The organism is Archangium lipolyticum (genome assembly GCF_024623785.1).
GTDB classification, from domain to species: domain Bacteria; phylum Myxococcota; class Myxococcia; order Myxococcales; family Myxococcaceae; genus Archangium; species Archangium lipolyticum.
The window spans coordinates 1-15398 of sequence record NZ_JANKBZ010000037.1; the positions used below are offsets into that span (position 1 = coordinate 1).

The window sequence follows — 15398 nt, forward strand, 5'->3', positions numbered from 1 at the left end:
CGCGGCACTCGCCTCCGCTTCGTCGGCTGCTCTTCTGGTGGGCAGCAGGTCGTCTCCAGCATGGTTGCTTGCTGTTACCTACTTTTCCCGTCACCTTATTCCGACCAACCCTGCCATCGGACCAGTTGCTCGAACTCGCGCCCGGAGACCACCTCTTGTCGCTCCGAGACTATGTTGAAAAACCTGTCGGACACTCCACCAGTCCGCCACCCGAGCGCCGAGCACCCTCCTACAGGAAGTAGGGCGAGGTGGCGTGGTCAATCCGGCTGGCGAGGTCATCCGTCGCGAGCAGCTCCGTCCCCGACAGGCCCGGGCGTGCCACGGTGAGCGCCTCTCGGGCCTCCCGTAAAATGGCGAGGGCCTGGAAGCTCTGCATTCAGGAGCCAGTTGATGTCGACGTAGACGCTGGCACCCCGTGTCTCGCCCGTGTTCGGATTGCCTCGCACGCTGACGAAGCTGGAAGCCAAAGGCCATGTTCCACCCCTCCACGCCCCTGCGCACCGCGCCCACGATGTCGTACTGGCTGAATAGTGCTCCTTCTCGGGCAGTAGGGCCGGCGTATAGCCCTGTCCTTCCTGATAGCGGCGCAGCGCGATGCCGAGCGTCCCCGAGGCGCGGTAGAGGTTGTGCTCCACCTCGTCATCCCAGTCCTCGCTGTCCCTGAGCGGCTGGTCCGAGTACCCGGTGAACAGCGTCTCGAAGGTGACGCCATCGGAGGTCCTCCTGAAGTTCTGGGCGAAGGTGAGCTCCGCCTCGAAGCGCCGGAGCGGCGCACCATCCCAATCATCCATCACGCCGAACCGGTTGAGCCCGACCGCCGGGTCGACGAGCACGCGCCACGGGCATGGAACCGCCCTCTTCATGTCGTTCCTCGCTTCAAGGAGCGCAAGGCGCGTCAGGGCATGTCGCCTCCATGCGCGGGAACCCGGGCGCCGAGGAGGTTGGACCTCACGGCACCACACCGTCTAGAATTCCCGGCCTACGCGCTGCGGTCGAGTCCGGGCACGACAAGGGAGCACTCCATGGAGCAACAAGGCCTGTCTCCAGAGTTCTGGAACACGTTCGTGAAGGAATACTGGAACAAGAAGCCCGTGGTCTTCAAAGGAGTCCTTCCGAAGGACCTGCTGACCGACGAGGACGTGCTCGAGGCCCTGGGCAACTACGCGAACGCGGCGCTCCGCGATGAGTTGGATTCCTTGCGCCCCAAGCGTCCCGGTGGCTTCGCCCGCCTCTATGTCGAGGGACGGCAGATCGGCCCCATGGAGATCGGCAAGTTCATGCCCCGAGGGGCGAACGTACCGGAGTACATCAAGGAGGTCGGCGGTTCCTTTGGCGGCTCGCGGGTCGGCGTCATCCTGAATGATGTCGAGTTGTTCAGCGAGCGCGTCGGGGCGGTCAATCGCCAGCTGGTCGTTCCCATCATCGAGCGGGTCGGCATCCCCTCCAGGAACGTCGAGGCGACCATCTTCGCCGGCGACTACGACGTGACTCCCTTTGGCATCCACAAGGACGATCACGCCGACGTGATGACCCTCGTCATCGCGGGACGCAAGCGGATGCTCGTCTGGCCGGAGGAGTATTTCGATCAGCACCCCGAGCGCATGGAGCAACTCACCCTCCGGGAGGATGCGATCGAGCTCTTCAGCAAGGATGCGACCGTGCTCGATGCCAGCCCCGGAGACCTGATGTACTGGCCCGGCTCCGCCTACCACGTCGCCACGAGCATGGGCGGCGTCGTGGCCACCTGCGGGCTCGGCTTCTGGCACAAGACCGCGCTCTCCGAGGTGATGAGCGAGTTCGTGAGCGAGTTCCTCTCCGCGAAGCTGGGCGCCAGGAACAAGGTCATCAAGACCTGGCAGCCCGACGTCGAGCTGCCCTCGGAGCTCGACGCCGCCACCCAGGAGCTGCGCGCGCTGCTGGACAGCGGCGAGTTCCGCGAGGCGCTCCGCAAGGACTGGAAGCAGCGCGTCGACAGGCTCGGGTTCCTGGCGTGCAGGAAGAGCAAGGACTGAGGACCTCGCGCACCTCGAGCCCGGGGTGCGCTCAGCCGCCCGCGAGCCAGCGCAGCCCCCAGGCCGTGGCGAGCCCGAGGTAGTTGCCCAGCGCCAGGCCCGCCAGCCCGAGCGTGAGGCCGGGCCCCACCAGGCTGCGGTTCTTCAGCGCCGCCGCCACCGGGCCTATCTGCGCCGGTCCGTAGATGGTCGCGGTCGAGCAGATGATCGTGCTGTCCACGTCGATGCGCAGCAGCGCCGAGAGCGCGACGTGGAGGACGATGGCGAGCCCCATCACCAGCACCACGAAGAGCGCCAGCATCATGCTGCCCCCGCCCAGCAGCCGCGCATCCGCCAGCGAGCCCATGGCCACGCAGAAGACGAGCAGCACGTACTCCCCCAGCTCATAGGCCCCCGTCAGCGCGCGGATCCGCTTCGACAGCGAGGCCAGGATGCCCAGCGTGGTGATGCCGAGCAGGGCCGGGCCGGCCTCCAGCTTCCGGAACATGGCCCACGTCGCGCCCAGGGCCACCGCCACGATGAGCACCGAGAGCGCGAAGCCGAGCCCCATCTCCCGCAGGTGGTGCCGCGTCCAGACGCCGAGCCGCTCCCCGGGGTGCTCGAAGGCCTCGTGGTGCGGCGCCGCGGTGAAGGGCCGCATGAAGCGCAGGAGCAGCCGCTGCGCGAAGGTGAGCAGCACGATGAGGTAGGCGCCTCCCGCCGCCAGGTCCGCCGCGTTGAGCAGGATGAAGGTCTCGCTCCGCGCCTCCAGCACGCGCCCGATCGCGGCCATGTTGGCGGTCCCCCCGACGTACACTCCCACCAACATGCCGGCGATCTTCCACCACTCGTCCGTCCTGTCCCGGAAGAACCAGCCGACGAGGCCCGCCGAGACGACCGCCGCCACGCACGCCAGCGCGAAGGAGATGAGCAGCGAGCGCGCGAGCTTCGGCCACTCGCGTACATCCGTGGAGAACAGCAGCAGGGGAATGGCCAGGGGCACGGCGGCCTCGCTCACGCTCATCGCCGTCTCCCCCGAGAGCCGCACCCCGGGCACGTTCGCGGCGAACACTCCCGCCACGTAGCAGAGCGTCACCGGGCCGAGGAACCGCACCGCGCGGAAGCGTTCCGACGCCCAGATGGCCACCACCGGGAAGAACACGCAGAACAGCACCTGGATGATCGTCATCGGCGAACTTCCTCCCGGGGACTCCACCCTACTGGAACGCCGGGCATCCCGTGCGCCGCCTGTCGCGCAGCCGGGCCAGCACGCAGCCCAGGGTGAGTCCGGCGAGCACTCCGTCGAGCCCGTGCCACACGAGCCATTTCAGCTGCATCTCGACGTGGACTCCCGGTAGCGTGCCACGGAACACAGGAACCTCCTCGTGCGGATCTCCGCCCAGCTCCTCCCCAACACGCCTCCACGCGGACGGGCGCTCGCCGAAGCGGCCCTCGTGCTCTTCTCCGTCTTTCTCCCGGCGAACTTCGCCGTGCTCGGAAGGGCTCCCCTCCTCGCCGCCACCTGCATCCTGTTCGCGTGGGGCCTCCTCCTCCTGCGCCCCTGGGCGGACTGGCGCTCCGGCCATGCCGGCCGCGCCCTCGTCCTGCTCCTCCTCTTCTCCATGGCCCTCGGGGCCCTGACGGCCAGTGAGTGGTTCGGCGAGGCGCCCTCTCCCCGGCTCGGCGTGACGCACCAGAGCGTCTCCCTGCAACGCGACGGGCAGCCCGCGCGAGAGGTCGTCGAGCTCACCCGTGTGCTGCCGGGTCTTCCCGCCGACGGGCTCCTGGAGGTGGGAGACCGCATCCTCGCCGTGGACGGTCAGCCCCTGTCCTCCTCCGACCCCGAGCTGGACTTCCAGAAGCACATCCGCGAGGCCGGTGGCGGAAACAGCACCGCCCTCCGTCTGGACATCGAGCGCGAGGGAGAGCCTCGAGAGGTGACCGTCCAGCTCGGGCCCGCGCGCAAGGCGGGGCTCGCCAGGTCCGGCGCCATCCTCTGGCTGTGCCTCCGCGCGCTCGGCGCCATCCTCCTCGTCGCGCTCCTCCTCTGGCGGGATGGGCAGGGCCCCGCTCAGCTCGGGCTCGTCCGCGACGGGCTCGGCCGCGAGCTCCTCCTCGGCATCCCCGTCACCCTCGGCACGTACGCCGCGCACATCGCCGCTTCCGTTCCCATCGCCTTCTTCGGCGCGCTCCTGAAGCTCGCCGGCAAGGAGACGCTCGCGCGCAAGGAAGTCGCCACCGCGCTCGTCGAGACCGGCCTCAGCGTGCCCGCCTTCGCCGCCGCCATGGTGCTCGTCACCGGCTTCGAGGAGATCGCCTTCCGCGGCTTCCTCGTCCCTCGGCTGCGCGCCGTCCTCGGCCACTGGTACGCCGCCGTGGTCGTCTCCGCCGTGCTCTTCGGCCTCGGGCACTTCTACCAGGGCACCCTCGCCGTCTTCCAGACCGCCGCCCTCGGCGCCTGGTTCGGCCTCGTCTTCATCTACCGCTTCCGTCTCCCCTCCGTGATGCTCGCCCACGCCGCCTTCAACACCCTCAACTTCGCCTTCATGCTGTGGCTCCAGCGCTCCGGGCTCCTCGAGAAGCTCACCGGACAGCAGTAGGCGCGCCGCGCTCCGCCCCACCTCCGTCACATTCCTCGTCCACCCCCCGTCTCCCCGGTGGGGAGGAATGCACCCATGGAGATGATCATCCAGGCCGCCGCCGTCATCGCGGCCTTCGCGGCGGTACATGAGCGCGTTCTCGAATTGATGCGCAACTGGCTCGTCAAGCAGTGGAAGGTGATGTCCGAGGACCAGTTCGACCGCCGCAACATGCTGTTCGCCGTGGGGCTCGCCCTCGTCACCCACGCCAACCTGCTCGAGCTGTTCACCCCCGTCACCCGCGACGGAGCGCCCACCCTGCTCTTCTTCGAGCACTACATGGACTGGGACGACGTCCTCGCCGACTGGAAGGCCCGCGGCGGCATCGTCTCCAACGTCCTCCGCGATGCCCTCGGCTGCACCTTGATGGGCTTCGCCACCGCCTTCGGCGCCAAGTTCTGGCATGACGCCATCAAGAGCATCGCCAGCTTCCGGCAGCAGGCCCGCTCCATCGGCAAGCTGACCGACCTGAAGGTTCAGCAGCCGGCTGTCCCGGCCTCCGCCTCCATCGCCACCCCGGTCAATCCCCAGCCGGAAACGCCTCCCGCACCGCCCTCCGAGCCTCCCGCTCGCGCGTCCGGTTCGAAGTGACGGGCTCGGAGTGACTGGCTCCGAGTGACTGACCCTCACCCCAGCCCTCTCCCAGAGGGAGAGGGGGCTTACACGGGTATGACCCGGGGAACCCTTACCCTCACCCTTTCCCTCTCCCGGAGGGAGAGGGGGGGGTCTTCGGTTGTGACTCCTCTGGCAACAGCTTCTTCAGCTCGTCCGCCATCTTGCCCAGCTGCAGCGCCGTCGCCGATACGTCCGTCCCCATCTGGGCGTACGTGTCCACCAGCTCCAACAGCCTCGCGCACCCCTGCGAGATGTGCGTCGTCTGCTCCGCCTGCCGCTCCGCCTCGCCCGAGCTCTTCTCCATCAACTGCTGGTTCTGCAGCACCGTCTCGCGGATGGAGCGCAGCGTCGTCCTCGCCGACTCCAGCACCGGTGTGAAGCGCGCCGTCGTCTCCCGGATGTTCCCCACCGCCTGCAGCGTCTCCGCCATCTGCCGCGTCACCCCACCCACCACCGCTCCAATCTGCGCCGAGCTCCTCCCCGACTCCTCCGCCAGCTTGCCCACCTCCTTGGCCACCACCGCGAAGCCCCGGCCGTGCTCCCCCGCTCGCGCCGCCTCGATTCCGGCGTTCAGCGCCAGCATGTTCGTCGCCGCCGCCATCTCCTGAATCGTCTCCACGAAGCCGTGGATCCGGTCCGAGCTCTCCTCCAGCTTCTGCACGCTCAGCGCGCTGCGGCCCACCGCGTGCGCGATGGCCGTCATGCTGCTCTCCATCCCGCTCACCAGCGAGTCCACCTCGCCCGTGTACCGCTGCGCCTCCTCCGCCTGCGTCGCGCTCGCCCTCGAGTGCCGGAACAGCGTCCCCGCCGCGCTCGCCATCTGCTCGCTCGCCGAGGCGATCCGCAGCGCCGCCATCCGCACGTGCGCCGCCTGCTGCGACATCTCCGAGATGGTCGACGACAGCACCTGCGCCGAGCCCGCCAGCGTCCGCCCCGTCTCCACCACCTTGCTCCGCGACGTCTCCAGCTCCTTGAGCGCCGCCTGCATCTCGCGCCGCAGGAGGAACTGCCGCCGGTGCCCACCGTGCAGCGACTCCAGCAGCACGCCCACCGCCACCAGGGCCACCAGCAGCGTGACGTCCAGCACCAGCTTGCTCGCCAGCGGCGCGCCCGACAGCAGCATGTCGAAGGCCACGTGCGCCAGCGCCAGCAGCCCGTAGAAGCCCAGCCTCGCCCACCGGCCGATCGGCATCACCGACGGGCCCACCAGCGCGTTCAGGAACACCAGCACCACGTGGTAGCCCGAGCCCGCCGTCCCTATCTGGTAGAAGGTCCAATCGTTGCCGATGGAGAACAGCCCCGTGGCCAGGAACGCCGCCACCGGCACGTCCGCCGGGCCCAGCACCCCACGCAGCACCCCCAGCAGCAGCGGCACCAGCACCCAGGGCAGCCGCGCCAGGGCAATGTCCCCCAGGCTGGCCTCCCCGCCCGTCGCCACGAGCACGTTCAGCACGTCCAACGCGAACAGCACCGCGGTGGCCACCACACCGAGCACGGACAGCTGGCGCAGCCGGCCAGGACCTCGCGTCAGCAGGAACTCGCGGTAGGCCTCATCGGCCTGGAGAGAGCGGGGGGATGTGTCCATGTCGCTACGCCGGGCCCGAGGACCGATGCCTCGTCACCCATCGTGCCACCGTATCAGATCGCCGAGCACTCCCCGGCGCGGGCATTCGCACGCCCGCCCGCTCTCCCGGGTCCCCACCCACCCACGCGGGTCCTACACCACCGGCAGCTCCCGCTGTACCGGCCCCGGGGGGAAGGCGGCCTCCAGCCGGGCGAGCTCCTCCCCCGTCAGCCGCAGCCCGTCCGCCGCCGCGTTGTCCCGGGTGTGTGCCTCGTGGCTCGCCTTGGGGATGGCGAAGAGGGGTGCACGGCGCGTGAGGAACTTCAACGCCACCTGGCGCGGCGTCGCCCCGTGCGCCCGCGCCACCTCCTCCAGCACCCGCCCGTCCGGACTCTCAGCCCCTGGGAAGTCTCCGCTGCCAAAGGGGCTGTAGCCCACCAGCGCCACCCCGTGCCGCTCGCACCACGGCAACACCCGGTGCTCGATGTAGCGCTCGCGCAGGTGGTAGAGCACCTGGTTGCAGGCCAGCTTCCCCGGCCCCACCAGCTCCAGCACCTCCTCCAGGTCGTCCACGTCGAAGTTGCTCACCCCCCAGGCCCGGATTTTTCCGTCCGTCCGCAGCCGCTCGAAGGCGCGAAGGGTCTCCTCCAGGGGGTGTGCCCCCGGCCAGTGCAGCAGGTAGCAGTCCAGACGGTCCGTCTTCAGCTTCCGGAGGGAGCGCTCGCAGGCCTTCAGCGTCCCCTCGTAGGTGGCGTTGTTGGGCATCACCTTGGACACGAGGAAGACCTCGTCGCGCCGCCCGGCGATCGCCTCGGCCACCAGCTCCTCCACCTCGCCGTAGCCGTAGAGCTCCGCCGTGTCCACGTGCGTCAGGCCCAGGTCCAGCCCCACCTGGAGCGAGCGGATGGCTCCCTCCCGGTCATCTCCCTCCATCTGCCAGGTGCCCTGCCCGAGCACCGGCACGGACACACCCGTGGGGCCGAAGACGCGCTTCTCCATGTGCCTCCTCCTTCACGCAGGCTCGCAGGCCCCCGGCCCCGCCGCACGCCAGTCCCCGCCGTCCGTTCCCTGGCCCACACTCGCTCCCTGGTGGGCCAACCCCCGAGCCCCCCACCGCTCGTCCCGGCCTCTCTACCGCCCGGGCCGCACGTGGTAGGCCCCTGTCCTGGAATCCACTGTCACCCGGGGCGGGCGCCGCGTCTCCTCGAAGAGCCGCCAGCCCGGCTCCAGGCCGCGCCAGAAGGCCACCCGCTCCGGTGTGGCCCGTGGGTGCTTCGCCAGCGCCGCCAGGCCCGCCGCGTCCAGCCGGCGCGGGAAGATGTGGATGGGCACGTCCCGCTTCATCCGCGCCCGCGCGTCCAGCACCATCAGGTACAGCTCCTCGATGGGGCCATCCTCGATGGCGATGCAGCCGAGGCTCGCGCAATCGCCGTGGATATAGATGTTGCCGCCCAGGGGACGCTCGCCCCGGACGCGGTCCGCGTCGTTCGGGTAGCTCACCCGCATGGACAGGTGGAACAGGCTGCGCGGGTTGAAGTGGTCCAGCGTGTAGAAGCCCTCCGGCACCTGCTCGTCGCCCTCGCGGCGCTTGGGCCCCACGTCCCCCGAGGCCGCGCAAAAGGGGAACGTCTTCACCATGCGCAGCGGCTGACCCCGCGCCCCCGCCCAGACCTCCAGCTCCCGCTCCTGTTTGAAGGCCCGCACGTACAGCTCGTCCGGCGGCCAGGAGACTCCCGCCGCCGCGAAGGTGTCCGCCACGACGCGCGCCTTCGCCCGCCTCGCCTTCTCCACCCGATCCTCCGCACCCGCAGTCAGCGCTGTCAGCAGCCCCACCATGAAGAGCATTCGTGTCATGCCCCGGGTACGCCTCGCACGCCTCCAACGTTCCATGGATGTCACAACGAAGCGAGGACGGGGCTCCCGCGTGGCGGGCCACCGGGGGACGCGTTAGCACCGGGCTCCCCTCCACCTGGAGAGACTCCACACCATGCCTCTCAACCACTACGTCACCCTCGGCCGCTCCGGCCTGCGCGTCAGCCCCCTCTGCCTCGGCGCCATGACCTTTGGCGATGACCTCGGCTGGGGCTCCAGCGTCCAGGACTCCAACGCCATCATGGACCGCTTCCTCGCCCTGGGCGGCAACTTCATCGACACCGCCAACGCCTACACGCGCGGCCACTCGGAGAAAATCATCGGCGACCACATCGGCCGCACGCCCTCGCGCCGCGACCGCGTCGTCATCGCCACCAAGTTCTTCGGCAACCTCTTCCCCGAGGATCCCAACGGCGGCGGTGCCGGCGCCAAGGCGCTCATCGCCTCCACCCACGAGTCCCTGCGCCGCCTGCGGACGGACTACATCGACCTGCTGTGGATGCACGCGTGGGACCGCCACACCCCCATCGAGGAGACGATGCGCGCCCTGGATGACCTCGTGCGCGCCGGCAAGGTCCGCTACATCGGCTTCTCGGATACTCCCGCGTGGAAGACGGCCCAGGCGCAGCTCGTCGCGCAGTTCCGCGGCTGGACACCGCTCGTGGCGCTGCAAATCGAGTACTCGCTGCTGGAGCGCACCGTGGAGGGCGAGCTCATCCCCATGGCCCAGGAGCTGGGGCTGGGGGTGACGCCCTGGTCCCCCCTGAAGAGCGGCGTGCTCAGCGGCAAGTACACCCGGGAGAACGCCGGCAAGGTGAAGGCCGGCCGCGGCGCGTGGGTGGAGAGCAACCTCAACGAGCGCGCCTACTCCGTCATCGACGTGCTGCAACGCGTCGCGAAGGAGGTGGGCGCCACCCCCGCGCACGTGGCGCTCGCCTGGGTGCAGAACCGCCCCGGCGTCACCTCCACCATCATCGGCGCTCGCACGATGGAGCAGCTCGAGGCCAACCTGGGCGCACTGGACGTGAAGCTCTCCCCGGCCCACGTGGCCGCGCTCGACGAGGTCTCCCAGCCGACGCTCAACTTCCCCGCCGCCTTCCTCCAGGGCTCGCCCACCTTCATGCACGGAGGGCTCACCGTGAACGGCGTCTCCGCGCCCCCGCTGCCCTGGGCGCCGAAGTCGGACGCGGAGCGGTACTAGCTACTTGGAGGAGCCGCCCTGACCGGACCCCGAGGTCGAGAACCAGGCGGGTCCGGAGAGGTTCTGCGGCTCCACCGAGGAAGGCAGGAAGGGGGTCGCGTCCTCGGCCCCGGCCTCGGAGAACGAACCCTCCCGGGCCGGACGCAGCGGTCCTCCCGCCTCGTCCACGGAGTCGATCGCCATCATCAGCAGCGACCCCATGACGCCCACCAGCACCACACCCGTCAGCAGCACCCCCCACTTCATCCGGCGCGCCCGGACGACATGGAGGGGCTCGCGAGGGCGCTCCACCACGGGGACGGTGGGCAGAGAAGGGCGAGGTTTGACGGGGAGCCGGATGACGGGCGCCAGTCCTGGCTCTTCAGGGGGCATGGCGCCATTCTAACCGATGTCCCGCGAGCAAGGTACCGCCTGCCCGCCCTCTCGCCGCAGCTCCGCGCACCCTGGAGGAACGTGTGGGTCCGTGACGCATCCTACCTGGACCGTGACGAACCTGGACCTGTTTCCCCCAGAGCCACTCCCGCCCGGCCCGCTCGCCCACCTGCTGAAGGTCTCCCGCATCTATCTGGAGCCCGGCATCGAGCGCTTCACCCGGGGCCGGGACATCCTCGCGCGCTTCCCCGGCGCCGAGCGCATCGAGGTGCGCTCGCACTGGAACATCCCCGGCCTCTTCGGCAACGAGGGCAACGCCGAGGCGTGGAACCGCATCAAGGGCAGCACCCTCGTGCTGGGCGTGAAGAAGTCCATGTCCTTCGAGGAGAACGGCCGCAGCGCCGACTTCCTCCCGCCCTCGGCCGCCAACGGCTGCGTGATGAGCTGCGCCTACTGCTACGTGCCGCGGCACAAGGGCTACGCCAACCCCGTCACCGTCTTCGTCAACATCGAGCAGATCGTGGCGGCCATCCGCCGCCACGCGGGGAAGCTCGGGCCCAAGACGGAGCCCAACTCCGTGGACCCGCGCTACTGGGTCTATGACATCGGCTGCAACAGCGACTGCTCGGCCGACGCGGCCCTGAGTGACAACGTGCGGGACCTGGTGCGGCTCTTCACCACGCTGCCCAACGCCATGGGCTCGTTCGCCACCAAGCTGGTGAACCGCGAGCTGCTCACCTACTCGCCCCGAGGCAAGACGCGCATCCGCTTCAGCCTCATGCCGCACGGCAAGGCGAAGCTGCTCGACGTGCGCACCAGCCCCATCGCCGAGCGCATCGCCGCCATCGACGACTTCGTGGACGCCGGCTACGAGGTGCACCTGAACTTCTCGCCCGTGGTCATCTCCGAGGGCTGGCAGGACGAGTACGACGCGCTGTTCCAGCAGGTGGACGACACGATTGGCGACAAGGCGAAGGAGCAGCTCGCCGCCGAGGTCATCTTCCTCACCCACAACGAGCGGCTGCACGAGGTGAACCTGCGCTGGCACCCGAAGGCCGAGGAGCTGCTGTGGCGGCCCGAGCTCCAGGAGGCCAAGGTGTCCCAGGGCGGCGGCGCCAACGTGCGCTACCGCACCGGGCTCAAGGGCAGGCTCGTCGAGGAGCTCAAGCAACTGCTCGCCCGGCGCATGCCGTACTGCCGCGTGCGCTACGCGTTCTGAGCCGGGCACGGGGCCTCTGACATAGCCTGGGGCCGTGCCGGCTCCGCGCTCGACGCTTCCGCTCCTGTCCGCAGCAGCCCCGCGACCCATCGCGGCCCTGCTCCTGTTGTGCCTCGTGGCCTGCGCCGGGCCTGGGTACCAGGGCGGGCCACTTCGCCTGGGCACGCTGCGCTACGAGCCCGGGGGCTCCTTCAGACACTCCCGCGCCCTGAGCCCGGAGGAGGCCGCGCATTGGAAGGCCGTGGAGGCCAAGCTGGAGGAGTACCTGCAATGGGGCATGCTCCTCATGGAGACCCATGCCTCGCACCTGCGCCGCATCGCTCCCGGCTACCTCCTCACCGAGCACCCCCTGCGTGAGAAGTCCCTCGATGCCCTCGTGCGCGCCACCCTCGCCTGGGCCTACTCGCACACGCAGGACCCCGACTTCCTGCGCCGCAGTCCCTCCGAAGTCGCCCTCTACCTGCTGGCCAGCCGATCCTCCCTGGCCACCGCCATCGAGCTGGGCAAGCGCGCCCCTCCCCACCTCGACTACTCCCCTCCTCCCGCCGACTCCTACTCCGAGGGCGAGCTGGTGGCGGAGCTGGCCATCGGCCTCACTCCCTTTCTCGGGGAAATCACCGACCTGACGGCGGCCCTCTCCGGCGAGAGCTTTACTGGCCACCCCCTCACTGACACCGAGCGGCTCATCCACGTGCTGGGCGTGGTGCTGCCCTTCGCTAACGGCAAGCTGCTCAAAGAGGGCGGACAGGCTGCCCTGGAGCGGGTGGCACTCGTCACCGGCAGGAGCCTGCACGAGGTGCGGGTGCTCTCCCGCGTCGCTTCCCAGCTGAGCGCCCAGGACGTGAAGGAAATCGAGCGCATCCTCCAGCGGGCCGCGGACAGGGGTGGCACCCTGGCCGATGAGGAGCTGGCCTTCCTGCGGAAGGTGGCCGGCAAGTTGGAGAAGCCCTTGGACGAGGCTACCGCGGCCCTGCGTCGCGGGCAGAAACCACCCCTTCTGGGAGCGCGGGCCCTTCCCACGGGCGCACGCATGCTGCCCGGCAGCGCCGAGCACCTGGCACAGTGCTGGGTGGACTACCAGTTCCGCCACCCGCTCAAGTACCGGCGCTTCTCCTACGCCGTCGACCCCGAGTGGGAGCGCCTCTACCGCTCCATCCTCGCCAACAAGCCGGCGGGCAGTGCCTTCGAGGACTCCATCCTCAAGGCCGCCAGCTTCGAGAAGAACACCGCGCTGATGCTGCCCCCACCGGGCAGCCAGGCCGTGGGCTTCATCCCTGACTCAGTGCGTGGCAACCCCGGCGAGTTGCTGTGGGGTCAGCCCTACCACTTCGTCGAGGCCAAGGGTCGCCAGGAATTGGCGCTCACTGGAAACCTCAAGGCCATGCTCGACTACGTGCGTGATCATGGAGGTCACGTCGAGTTGTGGATTCGTTCCGCCAGGCATCCCGCCGGCAAGACTCGACTCACGGAGCCGCTCCGACGGTATTTGGATGAACTCGCCGACGATGGCAAAGCGAGCTTGAAGGACTCCCCTTAGGATTCACACATGCCCGTGCGGTACCTCTCCACGGATATCTACCTGCCGCCAGGACCACCATCGAGCGTGGTCATCGAGAAGTTTCTCAGGCTCGTTTTCGAGAAGTATCGATGGTTCGTCCCCGTACGCTACGGAAGGTCCCCATCCTGGGACGAGAGGCTCGAGCCGGGACACATCAACTATGACGCGCTGATTTCGGTCTACGAAAAGTACCAATCACTCTGCGTCGCTGCCCGGACTGACAAGGACTTCATCTGCATCTTTCCGGCCCGCGCCGATTCCCCACCGCACAAGGGGAAGCTCCTCTGGGATACATCCGTGAGATCCGCCCTTGGGGCCTCCTGGCGTGTAGCGCATATCGACCAGGTTGCCGAGGTGATGCGAATCGTGCGTTCGCCTCTGGCAGTGGCCGCGTTGGCCGAGGATCGCGAGCGCAAAACCAGGCGGATGGTTCCCTGTGACGACGGCATTGGCTCAATGGAGAGCCCCACCGTCCGCAACTACAGCGAAGGTCTCGCGGGCCTCTTCTGGCGCAACTTCTTCGGCCCTCCCTTCGTGAGCATGTTCGGCGAGCGCCTCGCTTCACTCCCCGAGGACTGTCGCAAGCCGCTCGGTGACGGCCTCGTCCTCGTGCAGCCCTATGAGCTGCCCACCGACGCCGGCACCGAGCACGGTGACGCCCTCGAGCGCGCCCTCATCGAGCACCTCGGCCCCGAGTGCTTCTACGACCATACCCACCACCTCAAGCCCTCCCGCCTCCCCCTCCTGGCTCCTCCTGGGACCTGAAGAGGCCACCCGGCTCCCCGTGTTGCACCCGCCTGGTTGACGAATGAGCCCTCTTTGCAACTGCTCGCCCAGCGCATGCGCATAGCCTGGGGCCGTGCCGGCTCCGCGCTCGACGCTTCCGCTCCTGGCTGTCGCTTCCACACGGCTCCTGGCCGCGATGCTCCTGGTGTCCCTGGTGGCCTGTTCCGGACCCGGGTACGCGGGCAGGTCGCCTCGCTCGGGCACGCTGCGCTACGAGCCTGGCGGCTCCTTCAGACACTCCCGCGCCCTGAGCCCGGAGGAGGCCGCGCATTGGAAGGCCGTGGAGGCCAGGCTCGAGGAGTACCTGCAATGGGGCATGCTCCTCATGGAGACGCATGCCTCGCACCTGCGCCGCATCGCTCCCGGCCACCTCCTCACCGAGCACCCCCTGCGTGAGAAGTCCCTCGACGCCCTCGTGCGCGCCACCCTCGCCTGGGCCTACTCGCACACGCAGGACCCTGACTTCCTGCGCCGCAGCCCCTCGGAAGTCGCCCTCTACCTGCTGGCCAGCCGCTCCTCCCTGGCCACCGCCATCGAGCTGGGTAAGCAGGCTCCTCCCCACCTCGACTACTCCCCTCCTCCCGCGGACTCGTACACCCAAGAGGAACTGGTGGCGGAGCTGGCCATCGGCCTCACTCCCGTTGTCGGTGACGTGTCGGACCTCGCGGCCGCCCTCTCCGGCCAGAGCATCACCGGCCATCCGCTCAGTGACACCGAGCGGCTCATCCACGTGCTGGGCGTGGTGCTGCCCTTCGCCAACGGCAAGCTGCTCAAAGAGGGCGGAGAGACGGCCCTGGAGCGGGTGGCGCTCGTCACCGGCAGGAGTCTGCACGAGGTGCGGGTGCTCTCCCGCGTCGCTTCCCAGCTGAGCGCCCAGGACGTGAAGGAAATCGAGCGCATCCTCCAGCGGGCCGCGGACAGGGGTGGCACCCTGGCCGATGAGGAGCTGGCCTTCCTGCGGAAGGTGGCCGGCAAGTTGGAGAAGCCCTTGGACGAGGCTACCGCGGCCCTGCGTCGCGGGCAGAAACCACCCCTGCTGGGAGCGCGGGCCCTTCCCACTGGCGCACGCATGCTGCCCGGCAGCGCCGAGCACCTGGCACAGTGCTGGGTGGACTACCAGTTCCGCCACCCGCTCAAGTACCGGCGCTTCTCCTACGCCGTCGACCCCGAGTGGGAGCGCCTCTACCGCTCCATCCTCGCCAACAAGCCGGCGGGCAGTGCCTTCGAGGACTCCATCCTCAAGGCCGCCAGCTTCGAGAAGAACACCGCGCTGATGCTGCCCCCACCGGGCAGCCAGGCCGTGGGCTTCATCCCTGACTCAGTGCGTGGCAACCCCGGCGAGTTGCTGTGGGGTCAGCCCTACCACTTCGTCGAGGCCAAGGGTCGCCAGGAGCTGGCTCTTACCGGGAATCTCAAGGCGATGATTGATTACGTGAGCAAGTATGGGGGCCACATCGAACTGTGGATTCGTTCCGCCGGCCACCCAGCAGGCAAGACTCGACTCACGAATCCGCTTCAGCAAGATTTGAGAGCGCTCATCCAAGATGGCAGGGCAGCCATCAAATACTTCCCGTAGAGTCC

At 68.9% G+C, this 15398-nt stretch carries 14 protein-coding genes; 8 read left to right on the forward strand and 6 right to left on the reverse strand.

Annotated elements, in window-relative coordinates; genetic code table 11:
* Positions 1 to 275: 275 nt before the first annotated feature.
* Positions 276 to 863: a hypothetical protein gene (locus NR810_RS44230; RefSeq protein WP_257461577.1), complete on the reverse strand. Its 588-nt coding sequence runs from the start codon at positions 861 to 863 to the stop codon at positions 276 to 278.
* Between the two features lie 159 nt (positions 864 to 1022).
* Between NR810_RS44230 and NR810_RS44235 the strand changes: the two genes are divergently transcribed.
* A complete protein-coding gene (locus tag NR810_RS44235) occupies positions 1023 to 2012 on the forward strand; it encodes a cupin domain-containing protein (RefSeq protein ID WP_257461579.1) in 990 nt (329 codons plus the stop codon).
* Positions 2013 to 2043: 31 nt separating this feature from the next.
* Here the strand turns inward: NR810_RS44235 and NR810_RS44240 are convergent, their stop codons facing one another.
* Entirely contained in the window at positions 2044 to 3180 is a 1137-nt protein-coding gene (locus NR810_RS44240; protein WP_257461581.1) for a DUF819 family protein, read from the reverse strand.
* Between the two features lie 196 nt (positions 3181 to 3376).
* Between NR810_RS44240 and NR810_RS44245 the strand changes: the two genes are divergently transcribed.
* Both NR810_RS44245 and NR810_RS44250 read left to right on the forward strand, forming a co-directional pair.
* Entirely contained in the window at positions 3377 to 4591 is a 1215-nt protein-coding gene (locus NR810_RS44245) for a CPBP family glutamic-type intramembrane protease (RefSeq protein WP_257461583.1), read from the forward strand.
* A 75-nt stretch (positions 4592 to 4666) separates the two neighbouring features.
* The gene (locus tag NR810_RS44250) at positions 4667 to 5221 is read left to right on the forward strand and encodes a hypothetical protein (RefSeq protein ID WP_257461585.1); all 555 of its coding nucleotides are present in this window, start codon (positions 4667 to 4669) and stop codon (positions 5219 to 5221) included.
* A 100-nt stretch (positions 5222 to 5321) separates the two neighbouring features.
* Here NR810_RS44250 and NR810_RS44255 read toward each other — a convergent pair whose 3' ends face one another.
* From NR810_RS44255 to NR810_RS52400, 3 genes are all read right to left on the reverse strand, one after another.
* Positions 5322 to 6830 carry a methyl-accepting chemotaxis protein gene (locus NR810_RS44255; RefSeq protein ID WP_257461588.1) on the reverse strand — a complete coding sequence of 503 codons (1509 nt, stop codon included), beginning with the start codon at positions 6828 to 6830 and terminating at the stop codon, positions 5322 to 5324.
* Between the two features lie 132 nt (positions 6831 to 6962).
* On the reverse strand, positions 6963 to 7808 hold the full coding sequence (locus NR810_RS44260) for an aldo/keto reductase (protein WP_257461591.1): 846 nt from the start codon (positions 7806 to 7808) through the stop codon (positions 6963 to 6965).
* 132 nt (positions 7809 to 7940) lie between these two features.
* Entirely contained in the window at positions 7941 to 8663 is a 723-nt protein-coding gene (locus NR810_RS52400) for a L,D-transpeptidase family protein (protein ID WP_306819034.1), read from the reverse strand.
* Positions 8664 to 8796: 133 nt separating this feature from the next.
* On the opposite strand from NR810_RS52400, the gene NR810_RS44275 reads away from it, so the two are divergent.
* A complete protein-coding gene (locus tag NR810_RS44275) occupies positions 8797 to 9882 on the forward strand; it encodes an aldo/keto reductase (protein ID WP_257461592.1) in 1086 nt (361 codons plus the stop codon).
* Here NR810_RS44275 and NR810_RS44280 read toward each other — a convergent pair whose 3' ends face one another.
* On the reverse strand, positions 9883 to 10254 hold the full coding sequence (locus NR810_RS44280) for a hypothetical protein (protein ID WP_257461594.1): 372 nt from the start codon (positions 10252 to 10254) through the stop codon (positions 9883 to 9885).
* 91 nt (positions 10255 to 10345) lie between these two features.
* Here NR810_RS44280 and NR810_RS44285 point away from each other — a divergent pair, with 91 nt between their 5' ends.
* The 4 genes from NR810_RS44285 to NR810_RS44300 all read left to right on the forward strand — a co-directional run bounded on the left by NR810_RS44285 (position 10346) and on the right by NR810_RS44300 (position 15393).
* Positions 10346 to 11473 carry a spore photoproduct lyase family protein gene (locus NR810_RS44285; protein WP_257461597.1) on the forward strand — a complete coding sequence of 376 codons (1128 nt, stop codon included), beginning with the start codon at positions 10346 to 10348 and terminating at the stop codon, positions 11471 to 11473.
* Positions 11474 to 11507: 34 nt separating this feature from the next.
* Positions 11508 to 13010: a pre-toxin TG domain-containing protein gene (locus tag NR810_RS44290; protein WP_257461598.1), complete on the forward strand. Its 1503-nt coding sequence runs from the start codon at positions 11508 to 11510 to the stop codon at positions 13008 to 13010.
* Between the two features lie 9 nt (positions 13011 to 13019).
* Positions 13020 to 13796, forward strand: a complete 777-nt coding sequence (locus NR810_RS44295; RefSeq protein WP_257461600.1) for a hypothetical protein — start codon at positions 13020 to 13022, stop codon at positions 13794 to 13796.
* 157 nt (positions 13797 to 13953) lie between these two features.
* Positions 13954 to 15393 carry a pre-toxin TG domain-containing protein gene (locus tag NR810_RS44300; protein ID WP_257461603.1) on the forward strand — a complete coding sequence of 480 codons (1440 nt, stop codon included), beginning with the start codon at positions 13954 to 13956 and terminating at the stop codon, positions 15391 to 15393.
* Positions 15394 to 15398 lie beyond the last annotated feature (5 nt).